The sequence below is a fragment of the Paenibacillus sp. Marseille-Q7038 genome, assembly GCF_965111595.1.
Map to the genome: position 1 here is coordinate 25,279 of NZ_CBCOOM010000001.1, position 17,385 is coordinate 42,663.

Here is a 17,385-nt window from a genome sequence, read left to right on the forward strand (position 1 = left end):
AATACAAGTAGAAAAATGTGATTTTCCGGAAGCTGACTTTAATGGACTAAACAATAATCTTATCTTCGTTCAACTAACGGAAAAACGTTACTGTAGTGGTAAAATTAGATATAAACAGGGGGAGGGGTATGAAAAGAGATGAGAGGGAGGGAATTTTATGAAGCTAAAGCTAATTCCATATATCTTGGTCTTAATAATTATAATGACAGGATGTTCTAAGGAGTCTGGTTTGATTTACTTTGCACCAACCAACGAACAGATTGTAGAATATGTCTCAGATAATGAATTAGCTGTTCTTGATAGCATATGGATAAAGGACAGTGCTATTATATTGCTGAAAAATTCATTAATTACACTGTATTCCGATCAACATGGAAAGCTACATGATCATAAATTATCGTGGGCATCAAATAGTAAAGATGTAATAACTGTTGGCGATGGAGTGCCATATATTGCAGTTATTATACCTAATGATCTATTGGATAAAGGATCGAAGAATATTAACTTAAAGTATTCGGATGGCACAATTGAGTCAAGGGGAATCAATGACAAAAAGGGCTTGTTAGTATCAAGCATTGGTCAGGAAAGGGTACAAGATATTTCAATTAGTAATTCCTTAGGTGAAGAAATATACAATAAATCTAGATGAGAAAAATAGCAGATTTGACACAAACAAGATTTAAACTAACGAGAAAACGTTAGTTAAAAACAAAAGGGAGCAGCTTGCCAGTTGGCAACTGTTCCCTTTTTGCTAACCGGCAGGATAGTTCCATCATTTGGTGAATTACTGTGTTATTATCTTTCCGACGGAGTTGGTGATACCAATGAGAGCAAAGTTATTGGGATTTGTTTGTGCAGTAATTGTAATATTTATCTTCTGGCTCTATATTTCCCATGGTTCAGATGAGACGTGGTGGTCAATATATAGGTTTAGGTACATAGGTAATGATGTTGTTATTGCAAATATATCTTGGTTTAAGGTTTCAATATTTGCGATTTTAAGCAATATTATCGGATATACTGGTTCCAAAATTTCAGTGAAACGTATCAATAATTAGTTAACTAATCGTTAGTTAGTTGAAAACAAAAGGGAGCAGCTTGCCAGTTGGCAACTGCTCCCTTTTTGCTAATCAGCAGGATAGCTTAAGAGGCAATTCACTTCTTCGATTACAACTTTTTCCTATAATAACCGTTATATTAAAAACTAAGGTGATTGGGAAGGAAGATTAATTATGAATTTTTTTATCTATTTAGGGATAATTCTTATTCTTGTTTCTGGTCTTTGTATTAGATCATGGACGACTGGTTACCAACAAAGAGGTGATTTTTATTCAAAGCCTACGGAAGATCTTGACATGATGAAGAAAGTTGCTACATGGTCTACTTTAGCAGGAATCGTTTCGTTTGCAGTTGCTGGATTGATGTATTTATTAAGCTAACGGAAAAACGATAGTTCAAGAAAAACCAGTAAGCAACCGATCTACAGACCGGTTGCTTTTTCTTTAATATTGGGCAGAATGTATTATTTAATATATTTACAAATCGGCAAAACTTGTGATGATAATCCAATTTTACGGGGATAGAGGTGGGCTATTATTTTAAAAGATACTACTTATTTAGATGCTCAGCGAATAAATTTGACTGCGCGTCATATCGTTTTAAATCATGTTAGATCCTTTTTTATTGGACTTATTGTACAAGGTTCTGCTGTATACCAGTAGTGACATTGGTTACGTACTTTATGTAAATGACTTGGGTCTGAACGAACCAGGGAGCCCTTCCTTTTGGAATTTGTATCAATATACATAAAGAACTTAGCGAAATTGGTGTAAAACCATTTCGATATATCCAATTCAGTGTGTTATCTCAAATAACGAATAAGTATCTGCCACCGATTTTTGGTAGTTTTCAACTTTTAGCTGGACAATTACTAGAGCCTGTAGCATCTGACGAACAAAATCATAAAAATTAAGGATTGATGTAAAGAAACCAGAAGCGAAGGAATAGGCAGTTGCATAGGATAAAGTGAAGCAAAGATAAGATACCATGTGAGGAGAATGGATAAATGTATCATAAGCCATGTTGTTATTATCACTGCTGTCATCCTATGCATAACTACTGGAATCAATATGCAATTCATAATTGGAATGGTTATTATTACAATAGAAATTACGATAGTGCAAACCTGTTATTGAGGGATTATGGGAAACAACCATATGTCGTAAATATTGAACAAGCGACTAAACAAAACAGCACTTACCGAACAGCTATCTGGACAGGAGAACACTTTCAAGTGACCTTAATGAGTATTGACGTTGGAGATGATATTGGTTTAGAAATTCATCCGACAACAGATCAATTCTTACGTATAGAAGAAGGCCAGGGATTTGTGCAAATGGGTGATAGCAAAGATCAATTAGATTTTCAACAAATGGTTAGTGCTGATTATGCCATTATGGTACCTGCAGGGAATTGGCACAATATTACGAATACAGGCAATACACCACTTAAATTATATGTGATCTATGCTCCTCCTGAACATCCGTTTGGTACTGTCCATCAAACAAAAGAAGCGGCTATGTCTGCCGATTAATTGAGGACTGAAACTATACTTAACCGAACTGTAAGATATGTTGAAGTATTAATAGTAACTAGGACAATTATTTTTGCTTGTTTAATGGAACTGCTAAATTTAAAAGTTACCCGCAAGCAAATGAGAAAAGATAAATCATTTCACTGGATGTTTTGATTTCCTATAATTGAGAATTCTAGTGTAACTGACGAAAGGAGATAACTAGAAAAAGGCCTGGCTGTTCAACAGCTGACCTTTATATCACAATTTTTTGTATCGTTTTATTGTCCATAATGGAATAGATATTACCTTGTTTTCGGTTTCAAAAATCAATGTGTTTGAATCATCTAATGTCCTGCAATTACCTGTAATAAATTCCCCGCTGACGAGATGGATGTTGATTAGTGATTGAGTTTTAACTAATTGACTAATTGTATCGTGGATAATATTCAATGTTTGGTCCTTTCTTAAGGATAATTATTTATAAAAGGTATATCCAATGATCTAAACTTTGAAACAGTATACATGTTTTTAAACCATATTTTGATAAGGTTAATTATTTGATGTTTTGATAAACGTTAGGTCAATAGGTAAACATGACCTGCTATTTTAAGGAATCCTTAGTAAAATAATCAAATCGTTTTCAGTCAGTTGTTTGTAAAGGTTAGGTAACATCTTTAAGCTGCTGTCTGTATTTAACAGGCAGCAGCTTCTTTAATTGGCTGTTTTTTTGTATTATCCTTTTATAAAAATATTCCAACAATGGTAGCGGATAGAATGGAGGCCATAGTTGCTACAAGCAACATTTTTAACCCAAATGCACTCACTTCTTTTCCCTTTGCACCATCGATGGCTTGTACCGCGCCTCCTACAATACCAACAGAACCAATGGAAGCAAAAGAAATGAGGAACGTTGAGAGGATAGATACTGTTTTTTCTGAAAGTTCTCCCAACAACGGTTGGAACTGCATAATCGCAGCAAATTCATTAGCAATTAACTTTGTCCCCATTATGGAACCAGCCGTAATCATCTCATTACTCGGAATACCCATTAAGTAAGCGATTGGTGAGAAAAGATACCCGACCATAGTTGTTAGATCCATTCCGAAAATACTATCAAATATTCCATTGATCAGTGCAAGTATCCCTAGGTAAGCTATTAACATGACACTTACAATAAGAGCTACTTTTCCACCGTCCATCGCTCCGCTTCCAATAGCCTCAAAGACATTTTTTGTATGGATCATCTGATTTATATCAATTTCCTCTTCTTCTTTTGAAACCTTTACAGGTGCTACAATAGAAGCTACGATTAACGCGCTGAATACATTTAATACAACCGCAATCAAAACAAACTGTGATGGTAGCATGGTCATATAAGAAGCAATGAGAGCGGCTGAAACACTTGCCATTGCAGAAGTGGAAACAATAAACAAGCGGTTTTTATTTAAATTTTTTATATGAGTCTTAATTGCAAGAATTGCATCTGCTTGTCCAAAAAATATAGAATTAATCGCATTAAAGCTCTCAATATGAGGTAATCCTGTCACCTTCGATAATAATCCGCCAACAAATTTAATAATATGTGGGAGGATTTTCAAATGCGTTAATAATGAAAGGAATGCTGAAGTGAAAACGAGAATAAGCAAGACATTAACAAAGAAAGGCGATTGTCCCTCTGGAATCCAGCCACCTACGACGAAGTCAACACCTTCCATTCCATACTCTAACAATTTATTAAAACCTGTTGCAATAGTATCAACTACCTTCAGACCCGTCGTTGTTTTGAGAAGTAACCAACTAAGAATAAATTGAATGCTCAGCATAATAATAATGGCTCTAATGTTGATGTTTTTTTTGTCGTTAGAAAGTAAGAAAGAAATACCAAATAGTAAAACGATTGTAATGATACCAAGTAAAATCCCGAACAAAACTATCCCTCTTTCTGATAATATTCATGGGAGAAGTTTAAGAAAACGTTGCCGTCTCTTCCCGCCGTATGTAGAATACTTATTTTTTATATCGAACTCAAGGACATATGTCCTACATAAAAATAAAATATTTTCTCGCAGTTTTTAACTTTGAACCTCAGGACAGAATGATAACTAACACAAATATAAAAATGAGGAAGAAGAAAAATGCGTATAACTGATAATCATCCATTAATTTATTCATATCTCAAAAAAAACAACTTACATGAATTTTTTTCTTCAGATGATCTAAATAAAATACAATTATGTAGTTTTGCAAAAGGAGAAAATATGATCTCCGCAGGTGAACCTCTTAAGGAAATGTTATTTTTAGTTGAGGGGAAAGTTAAAATATATACAATGACTTCCGAAGACAAAAGATTAATAATACGATTTCAAAAAACTCCTGCAATCCTAGGGGATATTGAATTTGCGAATGAAGAAGCCGCAATGAATTCAGTGGCAGCCAGCACAGAATGTACCGCTTTACGCATTTCATACAAAAATTTGAAAGAAATAATCGGTGACAACCCAAGTTTTCTGCTACTATTACTCAAATCTATTGCCCAGAAATTTAGGACTAAAACGAACTTCACTACATTTCTTGTTCTTTATCCGGTAGAAGTACGGTTTGCTAGTTATTTATTGTCTATTTCTACGGATAGCTATGGAAATTTATTTCAAGAGGAAATGAAGAATTCCAGCCTTATCGAAATTGCGGATACTATTGGTACTAGTTACAGACATTTAAACCGAGTGATTCAGAAATTATGTGATCAACAGATTATTGAAAGAATTCATGGTAACCTGCATATAAAAAATATTAATAAGCTTCGAAAATTAGCGAAAGACAACATCTATGAATAAATAATTTTTTTCTTCCTCTAAAAAAGAAAATCCCCTCCAAAATGAAGGGGACCATTGCGCCGAGGAAGCCAGCCTTAAGCATTTTAGTAACCGCGATACCTTTTAATAAACTGAACGGCTTTCCGGATATCTTCTTCCGGTGAAGCGCCCACTTCACGCTCAATCGTAAGATAGCCTTTGTATCCGATCTCTTGCAGCGCAGCAAAGTACGCATCAAAATCAACTTGGCCTTCGCCTAGTGGAACCTCCAGGAAAGCGGCGCCGGAAGAAGCCATTTCTGCAATTTTCTCATGCGTCATGCCTTCATATCCAAGGTGACCATAGACCTCTTTTGGATGGGTGGGTCTTATTTGTCTGCCGTCTTTCACATGAGTGTGGACGATATAATCTTTCAGAATCTTGACACCTTCGACCGGATCATCGCCTGTTACCATGACCATGTTCGCCGGGTCAAAGTTAACGGATACGCCATTCGTACTAAGTGTATCAAGGAAGCCTTTGAGATGAGCAGAACGCTCAGGTCCCGTCTCAATTGCAAAATAGGCATTCATACTCTTTGCATAGACGCCAAGTTCCTCACAGGCAGACTGCATCGCAGCATAGATCGGACCGTTCACATCATCAGGAACAATACCAATATGTGTTGTGACGACATTCGTTCCCAGTTCTACAGCGAGGTCAAGAATGCGTTTGGACTGCTCTATTTTTTGAGCATTGGCTGCTGTATCTTGAAATCCATGTCCGCCAAGATCGCCGCAGAGGGCCGATATTTCAAGTCCGAGATCTGCAATGTAGCTTTTCAGTTCTTTACGTGCAGCAGTAGAGAGGTTCTCGGGTGACATTTCGCCAGATACAGCATAGATTTGTACTCCTTCTGCACCGACTTCTTTAGATTTCTGTAGTCCTTCTCGCAGTCCGAGTTGAAAGCTGTCGGAAATGACTCCTATTTTATTGGTAAAAGACATGCTGATGCCTCCTTATTGATTGTACATATTCTTCCGTACTTAAAAAGCTTATGCCTCGTCCCAGAATCTCTTCACATTCGCAAGACCCGCACGTGCTCCAAATTCACAGTCTTCTAATCCTTCGAACTCGAGACTAAGATATCCGTCATAACCCGAGGACTTCACCAATTGGATGACATCGCGCATGGGAATGTCACCTTGACCGGCTACCGCTCCGCGCAGGAAGTTACCTGCTGTGGATTTGAAGAATCCATCGCCTGGATGCTGCCCAGCAGGGCGAACATAGAAATCTTTAAAATGCACAATCGATGCATAAGGAAGGTTATTCTTCACACCAGCAAGCGGCGGCTCATCTGCGCATAGGAAATTGCCTATATCGAGAGTGGTTTTGAAATTGGGCAGATTCACTGCATGAATCAGGGCTTGGACCCGGTCGCTATGCTGAATGAAATAGCCGTGATTCTCTACGCTTGTTGTGATGCCGTACTTACCAGCGTATTCCGCAATCTCACGGCAAGCGGCTGCAAGACGTTCCAGATTCGCATTGAAATTGGCAATAGATACATCAGGAGAAGAAGCGACATCATGACGCATTAGCTTCACGCCGAGCCTGTTTGCAATATCGACTTCTTTTTTTACGCGTGCAATTTCTTGCTCGTATGCTTCTTCATGATCTACAAGGAAATTGGCCCCGATCGCATAGTTGGAAATTTCAAGACCGCGCTCTGCGGCTTTCGCTACGATCAGATCAATCAGTTCAGGCTGTTCTATCAGGTTAAAACCAAGCGGTACGATCTCTATATGTTCTCCGCCATGATCGGCAGTAAAATCAATGACATCTGCAATCGTCATCGTTCCTTTTTTGAGTGCTTGATACAAGCTGTAGGAACTGAGTCCAAGTTTCATAGGTATACTTCCTTTCCTGTACTTGCGGATTCATAAATACCGCGAAGAATTTTCATGACTTCTACGCCGTCTTCCACAGGGCTGATGGGCTGTTTACCCGTCTGAACACATTCTACAAAATGATCGATCTCTGCTTGGAATGCTTTTTCAAATTGGAACCCTTTGCTGTCGGTTTGCGGGCTGATGTTGATGATTGTGTCATGCTTCTCGGTAACAATGACAACTTCGGGATCAATTTCAAATCCGCCTTTTTCTCCGTACAATTTTACTGAACCTTCATTTTCCTTTGCGTGAAGAGTGAAGCTCACATCGACCATTAACGTAGCACCGTTCTCAAAACGAATGAGTGCATTTGCTAAATCTTCTACATCATTATCTTGGTTTTCCGGGTTATAATCGGCTGCTTTATAAGAAGAAAGATTTTTGATATGGGAACGATCTCCAAGTTTGCGGTAGGTATTACCTGTAACCGATTTCACTTTTGGTCTGCCCATCATGTACCAGCAGAGGTCAATCACGTGAACACCGATATCAATCAGCGGTCCGCCGCCGGAACGTCTTGAATCAGAGAACCAGCCACCTGGGTTGCCGAGTCTGCGGATGTATGAAGCTTTGGCATAATAGATTTCACCAAATTCTCCATTATCGATAAAAGAGCGAAGCATTTGTGCATTGGGATCATAGCGGCGAACAAAGCCGACTTGCAGAATCTTACCTGAATCTTGAACTGCTTGTTGAATCTTATACGCTTCTTCCACTGTACGGCAAAGCGGTTTCTCCACCAGAACATGTTTGCCAGCTTTCAGAGCCGCAATGGCGATCTCCGCATGGGTATCATTCCACGTACAGATACTGACGGCATCAATTTCTTCATTAGCAAGAAGTTCATTGTAATCACTATAGGCATGTGGTGCTTCGTATTTGTCAGCGGTTTGTTTGGCCCTATCGGCATTCATATCGCAAACGGCATGAAGAACTGTATTAGGATTGTTTTTGTAAGGTGTTAGATGATATTGCGAGATGCTCCCAGCACCGATTACACCAATTTTGAGTGTTGTCATATGTAAATTTGTGCTCCCTTCAATTTCTAGAATAGGATATACTAGACAAAAGAAATGTGAGGATTAACTCGGTGTTTTCTATCATCTAGAATTACCTTTATTGTAGTGAGACCCTGCGGGGAAAGCCATGTAGAGCGTTGCTGATTATTTGAACAAATGTGCGGTAAGTGGAGGGATGACCCATGATTAGAGACGCTGCTTTACGGGAACCGATGGATATGCCTGATCCGCAATTTCCACTGAAGCTTCATTATTGTGAGTCGACTGAAAAGGGGCAAATCTTATTTCATCCTCATTTTCATGAACATATGGAAATTTTATATTTTGCACAAGGCGAAGCCATAATCGAATGCAATTCGGAGCAAAAAAGGGTCAAAGAAGGGGATCTTATCGTCCTTAATAGTAACGACCTGCACCACGGAATTAATGTATCGGGTCACGTCCTGTATAATGCGCTGATCACGGATCTGTCTCTATTGCAGAGCCCATCACCTGATGCAGTGGGGACGAAGTTCATTACCCCGATGACCCAGAATAACGTCATATTCAAAAATCACATTCCAGATGATTCTGAACTACGCACCGCATTTGAACAAATTCTCCAAGAGTTCCAGGGGAAAGAGCTTGGATATGAAATGGCTATTAAATCAAGTATGTACCGGATGCTGACCTTGTTGTTCCGCAGACATATTGCGGAGTATATGCCGAGTGCTGAATATAACAGCCGGACCAAAAATTTAACGAGATTTGCTCCCATTTTTAAATATATCGAAGAGCATTACCTAGAAGAACTATCGGTGGAGCAGCTAGCCCAAAAGGCAGGGTTATCTCGTTTTCATTTCAGCCGCTTATTCAGTGAACTGACGAACAAGACCGTGACCGAGTATATTAATCAGTTCCGAATTAATAAGTCAGAATATCTACTTCGTAATACAGAAATGACCATATCAGAGGTGGCCCTTGCATCAGGGTACAACGACATTTCTTACTTCAGTCGGACATTTAAAAAATATAAACAAGTACCGCCTTCTTTCATCCGATCCTCCATCAAAAGCGAATAATGGAAGCATTTGGGCTTAGGAAAGTTCGGAATTAACCGTGATTTTTTTGTGAAATGGTTGACTTCTTTTGTTATATTTAATATTCTTGTTATTGTCCTTTTACACAGCGTAGATAGGATAAATGGAATAAATAATTAATACATTAATGATTTACACTTCAGTCATTCGTAACTTATATCCTACTTACGAATATAGGAGCTAATATTTTCTCATCCTATATGAAGAATTAGGATTTTTTGCTTTGATTCGAATGATAATACAAGTCATGGAGGCACAGCTTCAGATGGAAAAATGGTTTAAATTAAAAGAACGAGGCACGACCGTCCCGACGGAGATCATTGCGGGGCTTACGACCTTCTTTACAATGGTTTACATTGTCATTGTCAATCCTGGAATGCTCAGCAGTACGGGAATGGATTTTAACGGTGTATTCATTGCAACCGTGCTTGCGAGTATCATTGGTACACTCATTATGGGTCTTGGTGCGAATTATCCGATCGTCATTGCGCCAGGAATGGGACTTAATGCGTTTTTCGCTTATAGTGTCGTAGCGGGATATGGAGTTTCTTGGCAAGTAGCACTTGGTGCAGTATTCATTTCCGGTATGCTATTTGTTATTTTGTCGCTAACATCGTTTAGGTACATGCTGCTGGATGCCATACCGGGTAGCCTTAAACATGCCATAACGGCCGGGATCGGACTTTTTATAACTACGGTTGGACTTCAAAATGCAGGAATTATTGTTGCCTCCGAGTCGAATTTAATTGCACTAGGTAATTTATCAGATCCAATGACCATGCTTACGATTATTGGATTGCTCATTACTGTAGTGCTTATGTCATATAACGTAAAAGGGTACTTATTTATTGGGATGGTGGTTACCGCCATTATCGCATGGTTTATGGGACTGCTTCAGATGCCAGAATCCATCGTATCTATGCCAACAGGGCTGTCAACAACCGCCTTCCAACTTGATATTGCAGGTGTGTTCTCCAGTGGACTTTACACGGTTATCTTTACTTTCTTACTGATTACCTTGTTTGATACAACAGGCACCATGCTTGGGGTAGCAGAGAAGGCAGGTCTGATTAAAGACGGTAAATTCCCGCGTTCACGCGGTGCACTTCTAGCTGATGCGGTAGGTACAACATCAGGTGCTTTGCTGGGTACAAGCCCGACATCGGCTTATATTGAATCCAGCACAGGGGTAGCTGCAGGAGGGCGTACTGGTCTAACTGCAGTGGTGGTAAGTATTCTGCTTGCACTGACCTTGTTCTTCTCGCCGCTGATCGGAGTATTATCTGGTATTTCCGCAATTACCGCTCCGGCGCTTATTATTGTAGGTTACTTTATGATTAATGCGATCAGCCAGGTCAAATGGTCTGATGTAGAAGAGGCCTTCCCAGCATTTCTCATCATTATCCTTACTCCGCTTACACACAGTATTGCAACAGGGATCGGCGTAGGATTTATTTTCTACCCTCTGCTGAAACTGCTGCGCGGGAAAGGGAAAGACGTACATCCGATTTTCTATGTTTTTGCTGTTTTGTTCTTTATCCAGCTCGTGTTCCTGGAACACTAGAACTTTCGAATGATCTTCATAAAAAATATAGCTATTAAAACCCTTATATCACGTAATGAGAATTACGAGGATATAAGGGTTTTGTTTTTTATTTACATATACACAATTGAATACATCGCTGAATCCATTTCTTAAATCAACTAAAGGGATTAGGAAATTGATTTCACTAATTAACATATGAAATGATCATGAATTTGCAGGGTAGTGAAGGGAATATGGATATGTTATCCTTTTTAGGAAGCGCTTTCAAAAATGTGTACAAACAAAGGAGATGTATAAGGTTGAATCGAAAATGGAAATCTACGCTTACGCTTTCTCTGGCTTTTGCACTTGTTTTCTCCCTGTTTTCTTCTACCTTCAGTTCTGCCCAAGCAGAAGCAGCAAAGGGCAATAAATCTAAGCTGCAGTCCTACGTAAACGATATGCAGCCTGGATGGAACCTTGGGAACTCCCTGGATGCCGTAGGTGCAGATGAGACGGCTTGGGGCAATCCACGCATCACGAAAGAATTAATTCAGAATATTGCAGATGAGGGATATAAAAGTATTCGGATTCCAGTGACCTGGGATTCCCATATCGGAACAGCACCAGATTATACCGTTGAACCCGCTTATCTGAACCGTGTTCAGGAAGTGGTCCAGTGGGCTCTTGATGAAGGACTGTACGTCATGATTAACGTTCATCACGATTCTTGGGTCTGGATCAGCCATATGGAGAAAAAACATGATGAAGTCCTTGCCAGATACAACGCGATTTGGACGCAAATTGCCGACCACTTTAAGAATCAGTCCACCAAGGTGATGTTTGAAAGTGTGAACGAACCTCGCTTTACGGATGGTGGAACAACGGATGAAGAGAAACAGCTAGATATGCTCGAAGAGCTGAATTTATCTTTTCATAAAATAGTCCGTGGGTCCGGTGGGATCAACGCTACACGTCCACTCGTAATATCTACACTCGAAGCATCCCCGTCACAAGAACGTATGGATGAGCTTTATCATACCATTACCACATTGAACGATGACAACATCATCGCAACTGTCCATTATTATGGCTTCTGGCCATTTAGTGTGAACATTGCCGGTTACACTCGTTTCGAAGAGGATACAAAAAATGATATCAATCAAACTTTTGATAATGTGTACAATACGTTCGTTGCCAAAGGAATTCCGGTTATCGTAGGCGAGTACGGTCTCCTTGGTTTTGACCAAAGTACCAATACGATTGAACAAGGTGAAAAACTAAAGTTCTTTGAATACCTTACGCATGTTCTAAAAGAAAAAAATATTACACATATGCTATGGGATAACGGACAGCACTTTAGCAGAACGGAATTTAAATGGTCAGACCAAGACCTCTTTGACATCATGAAAGCAGGTTTGAAGACACGTTCGGCTACAGCCGAAACCGATCTGATTTTTGTCAGAAAAGGCGTAACTGGGCAAGATCAGCAGATCCAAATGAACTTGAACGGTAATCGGTTAACGAAACTGAGTGTGAATGGAAAGAACCTAAAGAAAGGCAAAGAGTATATCCTTTCTGGCGAGAAACTCACCATCAAAGCAACAAAATTAGCAGAACTGACAGCTTCAGGTGAGTATGGAGAAAATGCCGTGATTACGGCAGAATTCAACAAAGGCACAGACTGGAAGTTCCGTGTGATCACAAGCAGTAAACCTGAGCTGCAGAAAGCACAAGGAACAACGAATAATTTCGCAATTCCAGTTCAATTTAACGGCGATCTGCTTGCTACCATGGAGGCAGTTTATACAGATGGAAGCAATGCAGGTCCACAGAACTGGACTTCCTTTAAGGAATTTGAATACACATTCAGCCCTTCTTATGAGGATGGAAAAATTACATTGAAACCTAATTTCTTTAATGAAGTAAAAGACGGAGAAGTGATTCTGAAATTCCATTTCTGGAGCGGAGAAGTGATTTCTTACAAACTCCAAAAGAGTGGGACTACGATTACAGGTACGGTAATGTAACAATAAATACGCAGTGAGCGGGACAATCGAAGAGGATCACACGGCTAGGGCCGGGTGATCCTCTTTTGTTCTCTGCGTACATAAGCTTCTGGTGTCGTTCCAACAATGGATTTAAAGTCTTTAATAAAGTGAGACTGATCATGATAGCCGAGATCCATACTGAGCTTCAGGAGTTGGAAATTATCTCCTTGGTCTAATGTTTCTGCTGCATTTTGAAGCCGGTAAAGCCGAATGACCGTTTTGGGACTCAGACCGACATATTGCTGAAAAAGACGTTGAAGCTTCCGTTTATTGATTTGAAAATACATGCAAACCTCATCTACCTTTGTGATTTCGTGATGATCTTGTATATAGGTCGTTATGCGTTCTATTTCGAGACCCGTCTCATCTACAGATGGAAGCAAAGGAAGGAGCAGCTGATCCATTCGCTGGACAAGTTCATTATGGGGAATCGATCCGCTTAAGAACATAGCCTCCAGTTCCTGACTAGACTGAGGGAGCAGAGACTCAGCAGGAAGAGGGGCACATGCTAAAACCGTGATCGGTTTCTGAATCCACGGATAGAAGCCGCCGGGTTGAAACTTGATGCCAAATACGCTGCCTTTCTCTCTCAGCTGATGACCATACTTAGTGGATGAAGGACCAAAAAAGTACGTGCGTCCTTGCTCAATGACCAGGTTCACACACGGATTTGGAATGACATCTTGAGTGAACGTTTCGTTAGCAGGGAAGTTCCATTCTACAATCCAGTAATGTTTAATAAACGGGCTGAGTTCTGTGCAAGGTTGGTAGCGTTTAAGTGTGAAATGCTGCTCACCGTGTTCAAGGTGGAGCAGGCCGAGAGATCGTTCATCTATTGATTTGGACATAAGGTTCGCCTCCAGCGAAAGAGTCGCGTTTTTACAATACATTAGTTAGATCGAGGGCGTATGATAGGTACAACTTCAAAGAGTAAAGATAAAAGAGCGGATAACACTGCTGTATACAACATATGAGCTAAGGGAGTGATTTAAAGTGGAAGCTTTACAGTACGAGTTTTATATTAATGCAAGTCCAAAGCAAGTATGGGATACCCTCTTTCAACCTGAAAATAGTAAGAAAATATTCTATGGATGTACACTTGAATCCTCTTTCGAGATCGGGTCTTCCTTTCAGTATGTAGGTCCTGGAAAAGATGGAGAGAGAACAGTGCATCTCTATGGAGAGGTATTGTCATATGAACCCGGGATAAAGTTTAGCTGCTTAGAACATCCGGGACCGTCTTATCGAGAAAATCATGAGGAGCTCGCCTCTCGAATAACCTATTTTTTTGAGACGGTTGGAGACTGCACAAAGCTGACTTTAATCAATGATCAGTGGACTGACAACCATCCTTCTTACGAAAGCACGAAAAGTCATTGGTGGATGATTCTTAGTAACATCAAGACCTTGGCTGAGACAGGAAAAACACTGGATTTCGGTTTTTAGTCCAATAGGATATGTTCATATCCTGTACAAAAAGACTCCCTTGATTTCAAGAAAAGAGAGTCTTTTTGTGCAGGAATCTGAATTATTATTTACGTGACAGTTTATCGTATAAACGAGTTACCCGTGCAGCAAAATCTTCTAGATTCATGGAAGCCTTATTTCGGCGATGGTACCACTTTTTAACCGTATCGATTACCCATTGCGAGACCTTCACTTGATTAAACCGTGGATACACATGGTAATAAGCCCAGACCAGATGATCCCAGCGCTGGTCATCGCCTTCTTTTACATATTCAGAAACATCGAGCACTTTGGCGCGACCATTCTGATTGACCACATTTTTCAGATGGATGTCCCTCGGGTTAAGTCCTACACTTACCGCATACTCGCGGGCTTCCTTTACATCAAGAATAACCTGTTCAGGAACGGGGATACCTTCCATAAGACAATCTTCAAGTGTAGGTCCTTCTTCCATACTGAGCACAAGATAACGATCACCTTCTCCATAACAGACAGCGAAAAAAGGAGAGCCAGCAAGCCGGTCGTAGACTGATTTTTCAATCTTCTTCTTCTCCATCGCTTCTGGAGAATATATTTTAAAAGCAAATTGCGGAAATGATTCAATCGTAAATACAGCTGCGTCGGTTCCAACGCCGATACAATGTACACCGGCAGCTTGATTTGTGATGCTTACTAGTTCATTATCATCGCTACCTGTGATTTCAACCTTACTCAAGAGAGAATCAAATTGCTGTAAATCGGGTAATTCCAAATGGTGATTTGGATAACGGTCCATGTACGTGACAACCCCTTCATATTTCGAGCCCTGTTCTGTTTAGTAACGGTGTAAACAGGAGTAGGCCGCCGTAGGTTTCTATTTCTATTCTATGATAAAATACAATACAACAAAGCGATGACAGATTGCAAAGAAAGGCAGAAGATGCATATGATAACAACGTATCCTCCTTGGTCATACTCTGGTTCTAGAGCCGGGATATTTGATGATTGTCTTCGTAAATATTATTACCATTATTACGGTTCTCATAATGGGTGGAAATTAGAAACGGCAGAACCGGACCAAGTTCAGACCTATCGTTTAAAACAGCTCAGTAATCTCTACCTCGTATTTGGGAATCTCGCTCATCAGATGTGCGAGTCCGTGATTCGCAGCTGGGAGAAGGACCGCAAGGCCCCGGATGCTTCCTTTTTACACCAGAAGATGAGAGAACTGCTTAACCAGGCGTACAAAGAGTCGCAAGATGTGACCGGGTGGCATCTTCGTCCTAAATATCAAACCATGTTATCTGAAATCTATTATGATGAAGATGACAAGCTGAGAGAACGGATTTCTTCTATTAAAGCTCGCATGGAAACGGTCGTTGACAAGCTGTATCATACGAGAACGTGGAAAGAGGTAGAGAGCGGTGCAGCCCATATTATGGAGATCGAGAAATGGGATCATATGATTTTGCATGATACGAGGGTGTATGTGAAGATGGACGTACTGTACCGAAATGAGCAAGGACATATTGTCATTGTAGACTGGAAGACTGGCAAAGAGAATGATTTTACAGATCAGTTATATCTCTATGCGCTTTATGTTCATGAACACTATAATGTTCCGTATGAACACATCGAGTTGAGAGTCGAATATCTGCTCACTGGCGAGTGTGAAACCTATCAGGCTACGCAGCAAGATATTGATGAAGTGTCGGCATCGACCTTACGATATATTGAAGAAATGAAATCCTGTCTTGCTGATGATTATTATAATCGTCCCAAAGACATCTCCTTCTTTACGCCGATGCCGTCAAGAAGAGTATGTGGGGAATGTAACTTTCGTGAAATCTGCAGCTCTCGGGCTGTATAGTGATAAGACACTGGAGATGTCCAGTGTCTTTTTGGTCTGTCTATGTCTATGTGGTCTATGTGGTCTAATCTGCCTACAGTGAAGCAAGAGTGCTACTCTCTGGAGGGATAAGATAAGGTTTTCTTATGGTTATCGCGATACTGACGAGGCGACATGCCTACCACTTTCGTGAAAAGAATGGAAAAATAATTCGCATTCTCGTATCCTGTTAATTTGGCAATCTCCCATACTTTCATCTCTGTTTGTACAAGGAGCCTTGTTGCTTCTCCCATCCGGCGCTGAATCATGTAATGAATGGGGGAGGTGGAGTAACGATCTTTAAATAAATGAGCAAAATAATACGGACTTATATTAAAATGGTCAGCCATTTTTTTGAGAGTCAGAGGTCGCGTATAATTCATATCTATATATTCTTTTATATCAAGGGCCGTCTGTTGTCTGCCGGGGTCTGGCAAACGGGTCTGCTTGCTGAGCATGCGAGAAACAAGAACTAAGATCGATTGCAGCAAGTGTTGGCAGATCTCTTCATGCCCTTCATCCCGAATTGTTGATTCTTCAAACAGGAGTTCCATTATGGTGATCATTTCAGCGGAATAGCTATTAGCACGGATTACAGGGTCACGATCCGGCGGAATGATCCATTCCTTTTTGGTGTGAAAGCCACAATAGCAGATATATATGGGTTTGTCTTTAGAAGACTTTTCGGCATGAAGAATCCCTTTATTGTATATAATGACGTCTCCTTCGGCTGCATCATACTCTATATCTCCAATCATAAACTGGCCTTCTCCTTCTTTAATCACCAGTATCTCAAACAGATCTTCATGCTTATGGCTAGGGAACTGCCACTCGGGGTTATTGCTCACGTGTCCTGTGTACAGCAGACGATCATCCAAGTTGGCTTTATAGGTTCCCCTTCTCCCCGCATTCATGTCAGGCATTTGTAATCCGTTCCTCTCTAAAATAGCAAGATATATAACATTGTAACAAAAACCAGCAATATGTTTAATTGTAGATCGAAGACTACCGCCGTAAGCTGTATGAAGTACAGATTTAGATAGATAAAGGAGAAA

Annotated in this window: 16 protein-coding genes; 9 read left to right on the forward strand and 7 right to left on the reverse strand. The window is 40.1% G+C overall.

Features of this window, described 5'->3' with window-relative positions:
- The first annotated feature begins 157 nt into the window (after positions 1-157).
- The 3 genes from ACWPWY_RS00150 (at position 158) to ACWPWY_RS00160 (ending at position 2,593) form a co-directional block, all read left to right on the forward strand.
- Entirely contained in the window at positions 158-649 is a 492-nt protein-coding gene (locus tag ACWPWY_RS00150; RefSeq protein WP_454189845.1) for a hypothetical protein, read from the forward strand.
- 583 nt (positions 650-1,232) lie between these two features.
- Complete coding sequence (locus tag ACWPWY_RS00155; protein ID WP_454189846.1) at positions 1,233-1,439, forward strand: DUF5316 family protein; 207 nt, start codon at positions 1,233-1,235, stop codon at positions 1,437-1,439.
- A 626-nt stretch (positions 1,440-2,065) separates the two neighbouring features.
- On the forward strand, positions 2,066-2,593 hold the full coding sequence (locus ACWPWY_RS00160) for a cupin domain-containing protein (protein ID WP_454189847.1): 528 nt from the start codon (positions 2,066-2,068) through the stop codon (positions 2,591-2,593).
- Between the two features lie 722 nt (positions 2,594-3,315).
- On the opposite strand, the gene ACWPWY_RS00165 is transcribed toward ACWPWY_RS00160, so the two are convergent.
- Entirely contained in the window at positions 3,316-4,503 is a 1,188-nt protein-coding gene (locus ACWPWY_RS00165; protein ID WP_454189848.1) for a NupC/NupG family nucleoside CNT transporter, read from the reverse strand.
- Positions 4,504-4,710: 207 nt separating this feature from the next.
- Here ACWPWY_RS00165 and ACWPWY_RS00170 point away from each other — a divergent pair, with 207 nt between their 5' ends.
- The gene (locus ACWPWY_RS00170; protein WP_454189849.1) at positions 4,711-5,409 is read left to right on the forward strand and encodes a Crp/Fnr family transcriptional regulator; all 699 of its coding nucleotides are present in this window, start codon (positions 4,711-4,713) and stop codon (positions 5,407-5,409) included.
- An 83-nt stretch (positions 5,410-5,492) separates the two neighbouring features.
- Here the strand turns inward: ACWPWY_RS00170 and ACWPWY_RS00175 are convergent, their stop codons facing one another.
- From ACWPWY_RS00175 to ACWPWY_RS00185, 3 genes are read right to left on the reverse strand one after another with little or no spacing between them, the layout of a single operon-like run.
- The gene (locus tag ACWPWY_RS00175) at positions 5,493-6,374 is read right to left on the reverse strand and encodes a sugar phosphate isomerase/epimerase family protein (protein WP_454189850.1); all 882 of its coding nucleotides are present in this window, start codon (positions 6,372-6,374) and stop codon (positions 5,493-5,495) included.
- Positions 6,375-6,422: 48 nt separating this feature from the next.
- Complete coding sequence (locus ACWPWY_RS00180) at positions 6,423-7,280, reverse strand: sugar phosphate isomerase/epimerase family protein (protein WP_454189851.1); 858 nt, start codon at positions 7,278-7,280, stop codon at positions 6,423-6,425.
- The gene (locus ACWPWY_RS00185; RefSeq protein ID WP_454189852.1) at positions 7,277-8,341 is read right to left on the reverse strand and encodes a Gfo/Idh/MocA family protein; all 1,065 of its coding nucleotides are present in this window, start codon (positions 8,339-8,341) and stop codon (positions 7,277-7,279) included. The genes ACWPWY_RS00180 and ACWPWY_RS00185 overlap by 4 nt, the downstream gene beginning before the upstream one ends.
- A gap of 182 nt (positions 8,342-8,523) precedes the next feature.
- Here ACWPWY_RS00185 and ACWPWY_RS00190 point away from each other — a divergent pair, with 182 nt between their 5' ends.
- From ACWPWY_RS00190 to ACWPWY_RS00200, 3 genes are all read left to right on the forward strand, one after another.
- A complete protein-coding gene (locus tag ACWPWY_RS00190) occupies positions 8,524-9,402 on the forward strand; it encodes an AraC family transcriptional regulator (protein ID WP_454189853.1) in 879 nt (292 codons plus the stop codon).
- A gap of 283 nt (positions 9,403-9,685) precedes the next feature.
- Positions 9,686-10,984 (forward strand): NCS2 family permease, encoded by a 1,299-nt coding sequence (locus ACWPWY_RS00195; RefSeq protein ID WP_454189854.1) that lies wholly within the window; start codon positions 9,686-9,688, stop codon positions 10,982-10,984.
- 221 nt (positions 10,985-11,205) lie between these two features.
- Complete coding sequence (locus ACWPWY_RS00200) at positions 11,206-12,975, forward strand: cellulase family glycosylhydrolase (protein ID WP_454192742.1); 1,770 nt, start codon at positions 11,206-11,208, stop codon at positions 12,973-12,975.
- Between the two features lie 44 nt (positions 12,976-13,019).
- On the opposite strand, the gene ACWPWY_RS00205 is transcribed toward ACWPWY_RS00200, so the two are convergent.
- Entirely contained in the window at positions 13,020-13,844 is an 825-nt protein-coding gene (locus ACWPWY_RS00205; protein ID WP_454189855.1) for an AraC family transcriptional regulator, read from the reverse strand.
- 145 nt (positions 13,845-13,989) lie between these two features.
- On the opposite strand from ACWPWY_RS00205, the gene ACWPWY_RS00210 reads away from it, so the two are divergent.
- Entirely contained in the window at positions 13,990-14,442 is a 453-nt protein-coding gene (locus tag ACWPWY_RS00210) for an SRPBCC family protein (RefSeq protein ID WP_454189856.1), read from the forward strand.
- A gap of 85 nt (positions 14,443-14,527) precedes the next feature.
- Here ACWPWY_RS00210 and ACWPWY_RS00215 read toward each other — a convergent pair whose 3' ends face one another.
- Positions 14,528-15,238, reverse strand: coding sequence for a serine/threonine protein kinase (locus tag ACWPWY_RS00215; RefSeq protein ID WP_454189857.1), 711 nt, complete (start codon positions 15,236-15,238; stop codon positions 14,528-14,530).
- Between the two features lie 153 nt (positions 15,239-15,391).
- On the opposite strand from ACWPWY_RS00215, the gene ACWPWY_RS00220 reads away from it, so the two are divergent.
- Positions 15,392-16,312: a PD-(D/E)XK nuclease family protein gene (locus tag ACWPWY_RS00220; protein WP_454192743.1), complete on the forward strand. Its 921-nt coding sequence runs from the start codon at positions 15,392-15,394 to the stop codon at positions 16,310-16,312.
- 92 nt (positions 16,313-16,404) lie between these two features.
- On the opposite strand, the gene ACWPWY_RS00225 is transcribed toward ACWPWY_RS00220, so the two are convergent.
- Positions 16,405-17,253, reverse strand: coding sequence for a helix-turn-helix domain-containing protein (locus tag ACWPWY_RS00225; protein ID WP_454189858.1), 849 nt, complete (start codon positions 17,251-17,253; stop codon positions 16,405-16,407).
- Positions 17,254-17,385 lie beyond the last annotated feature (132 nt).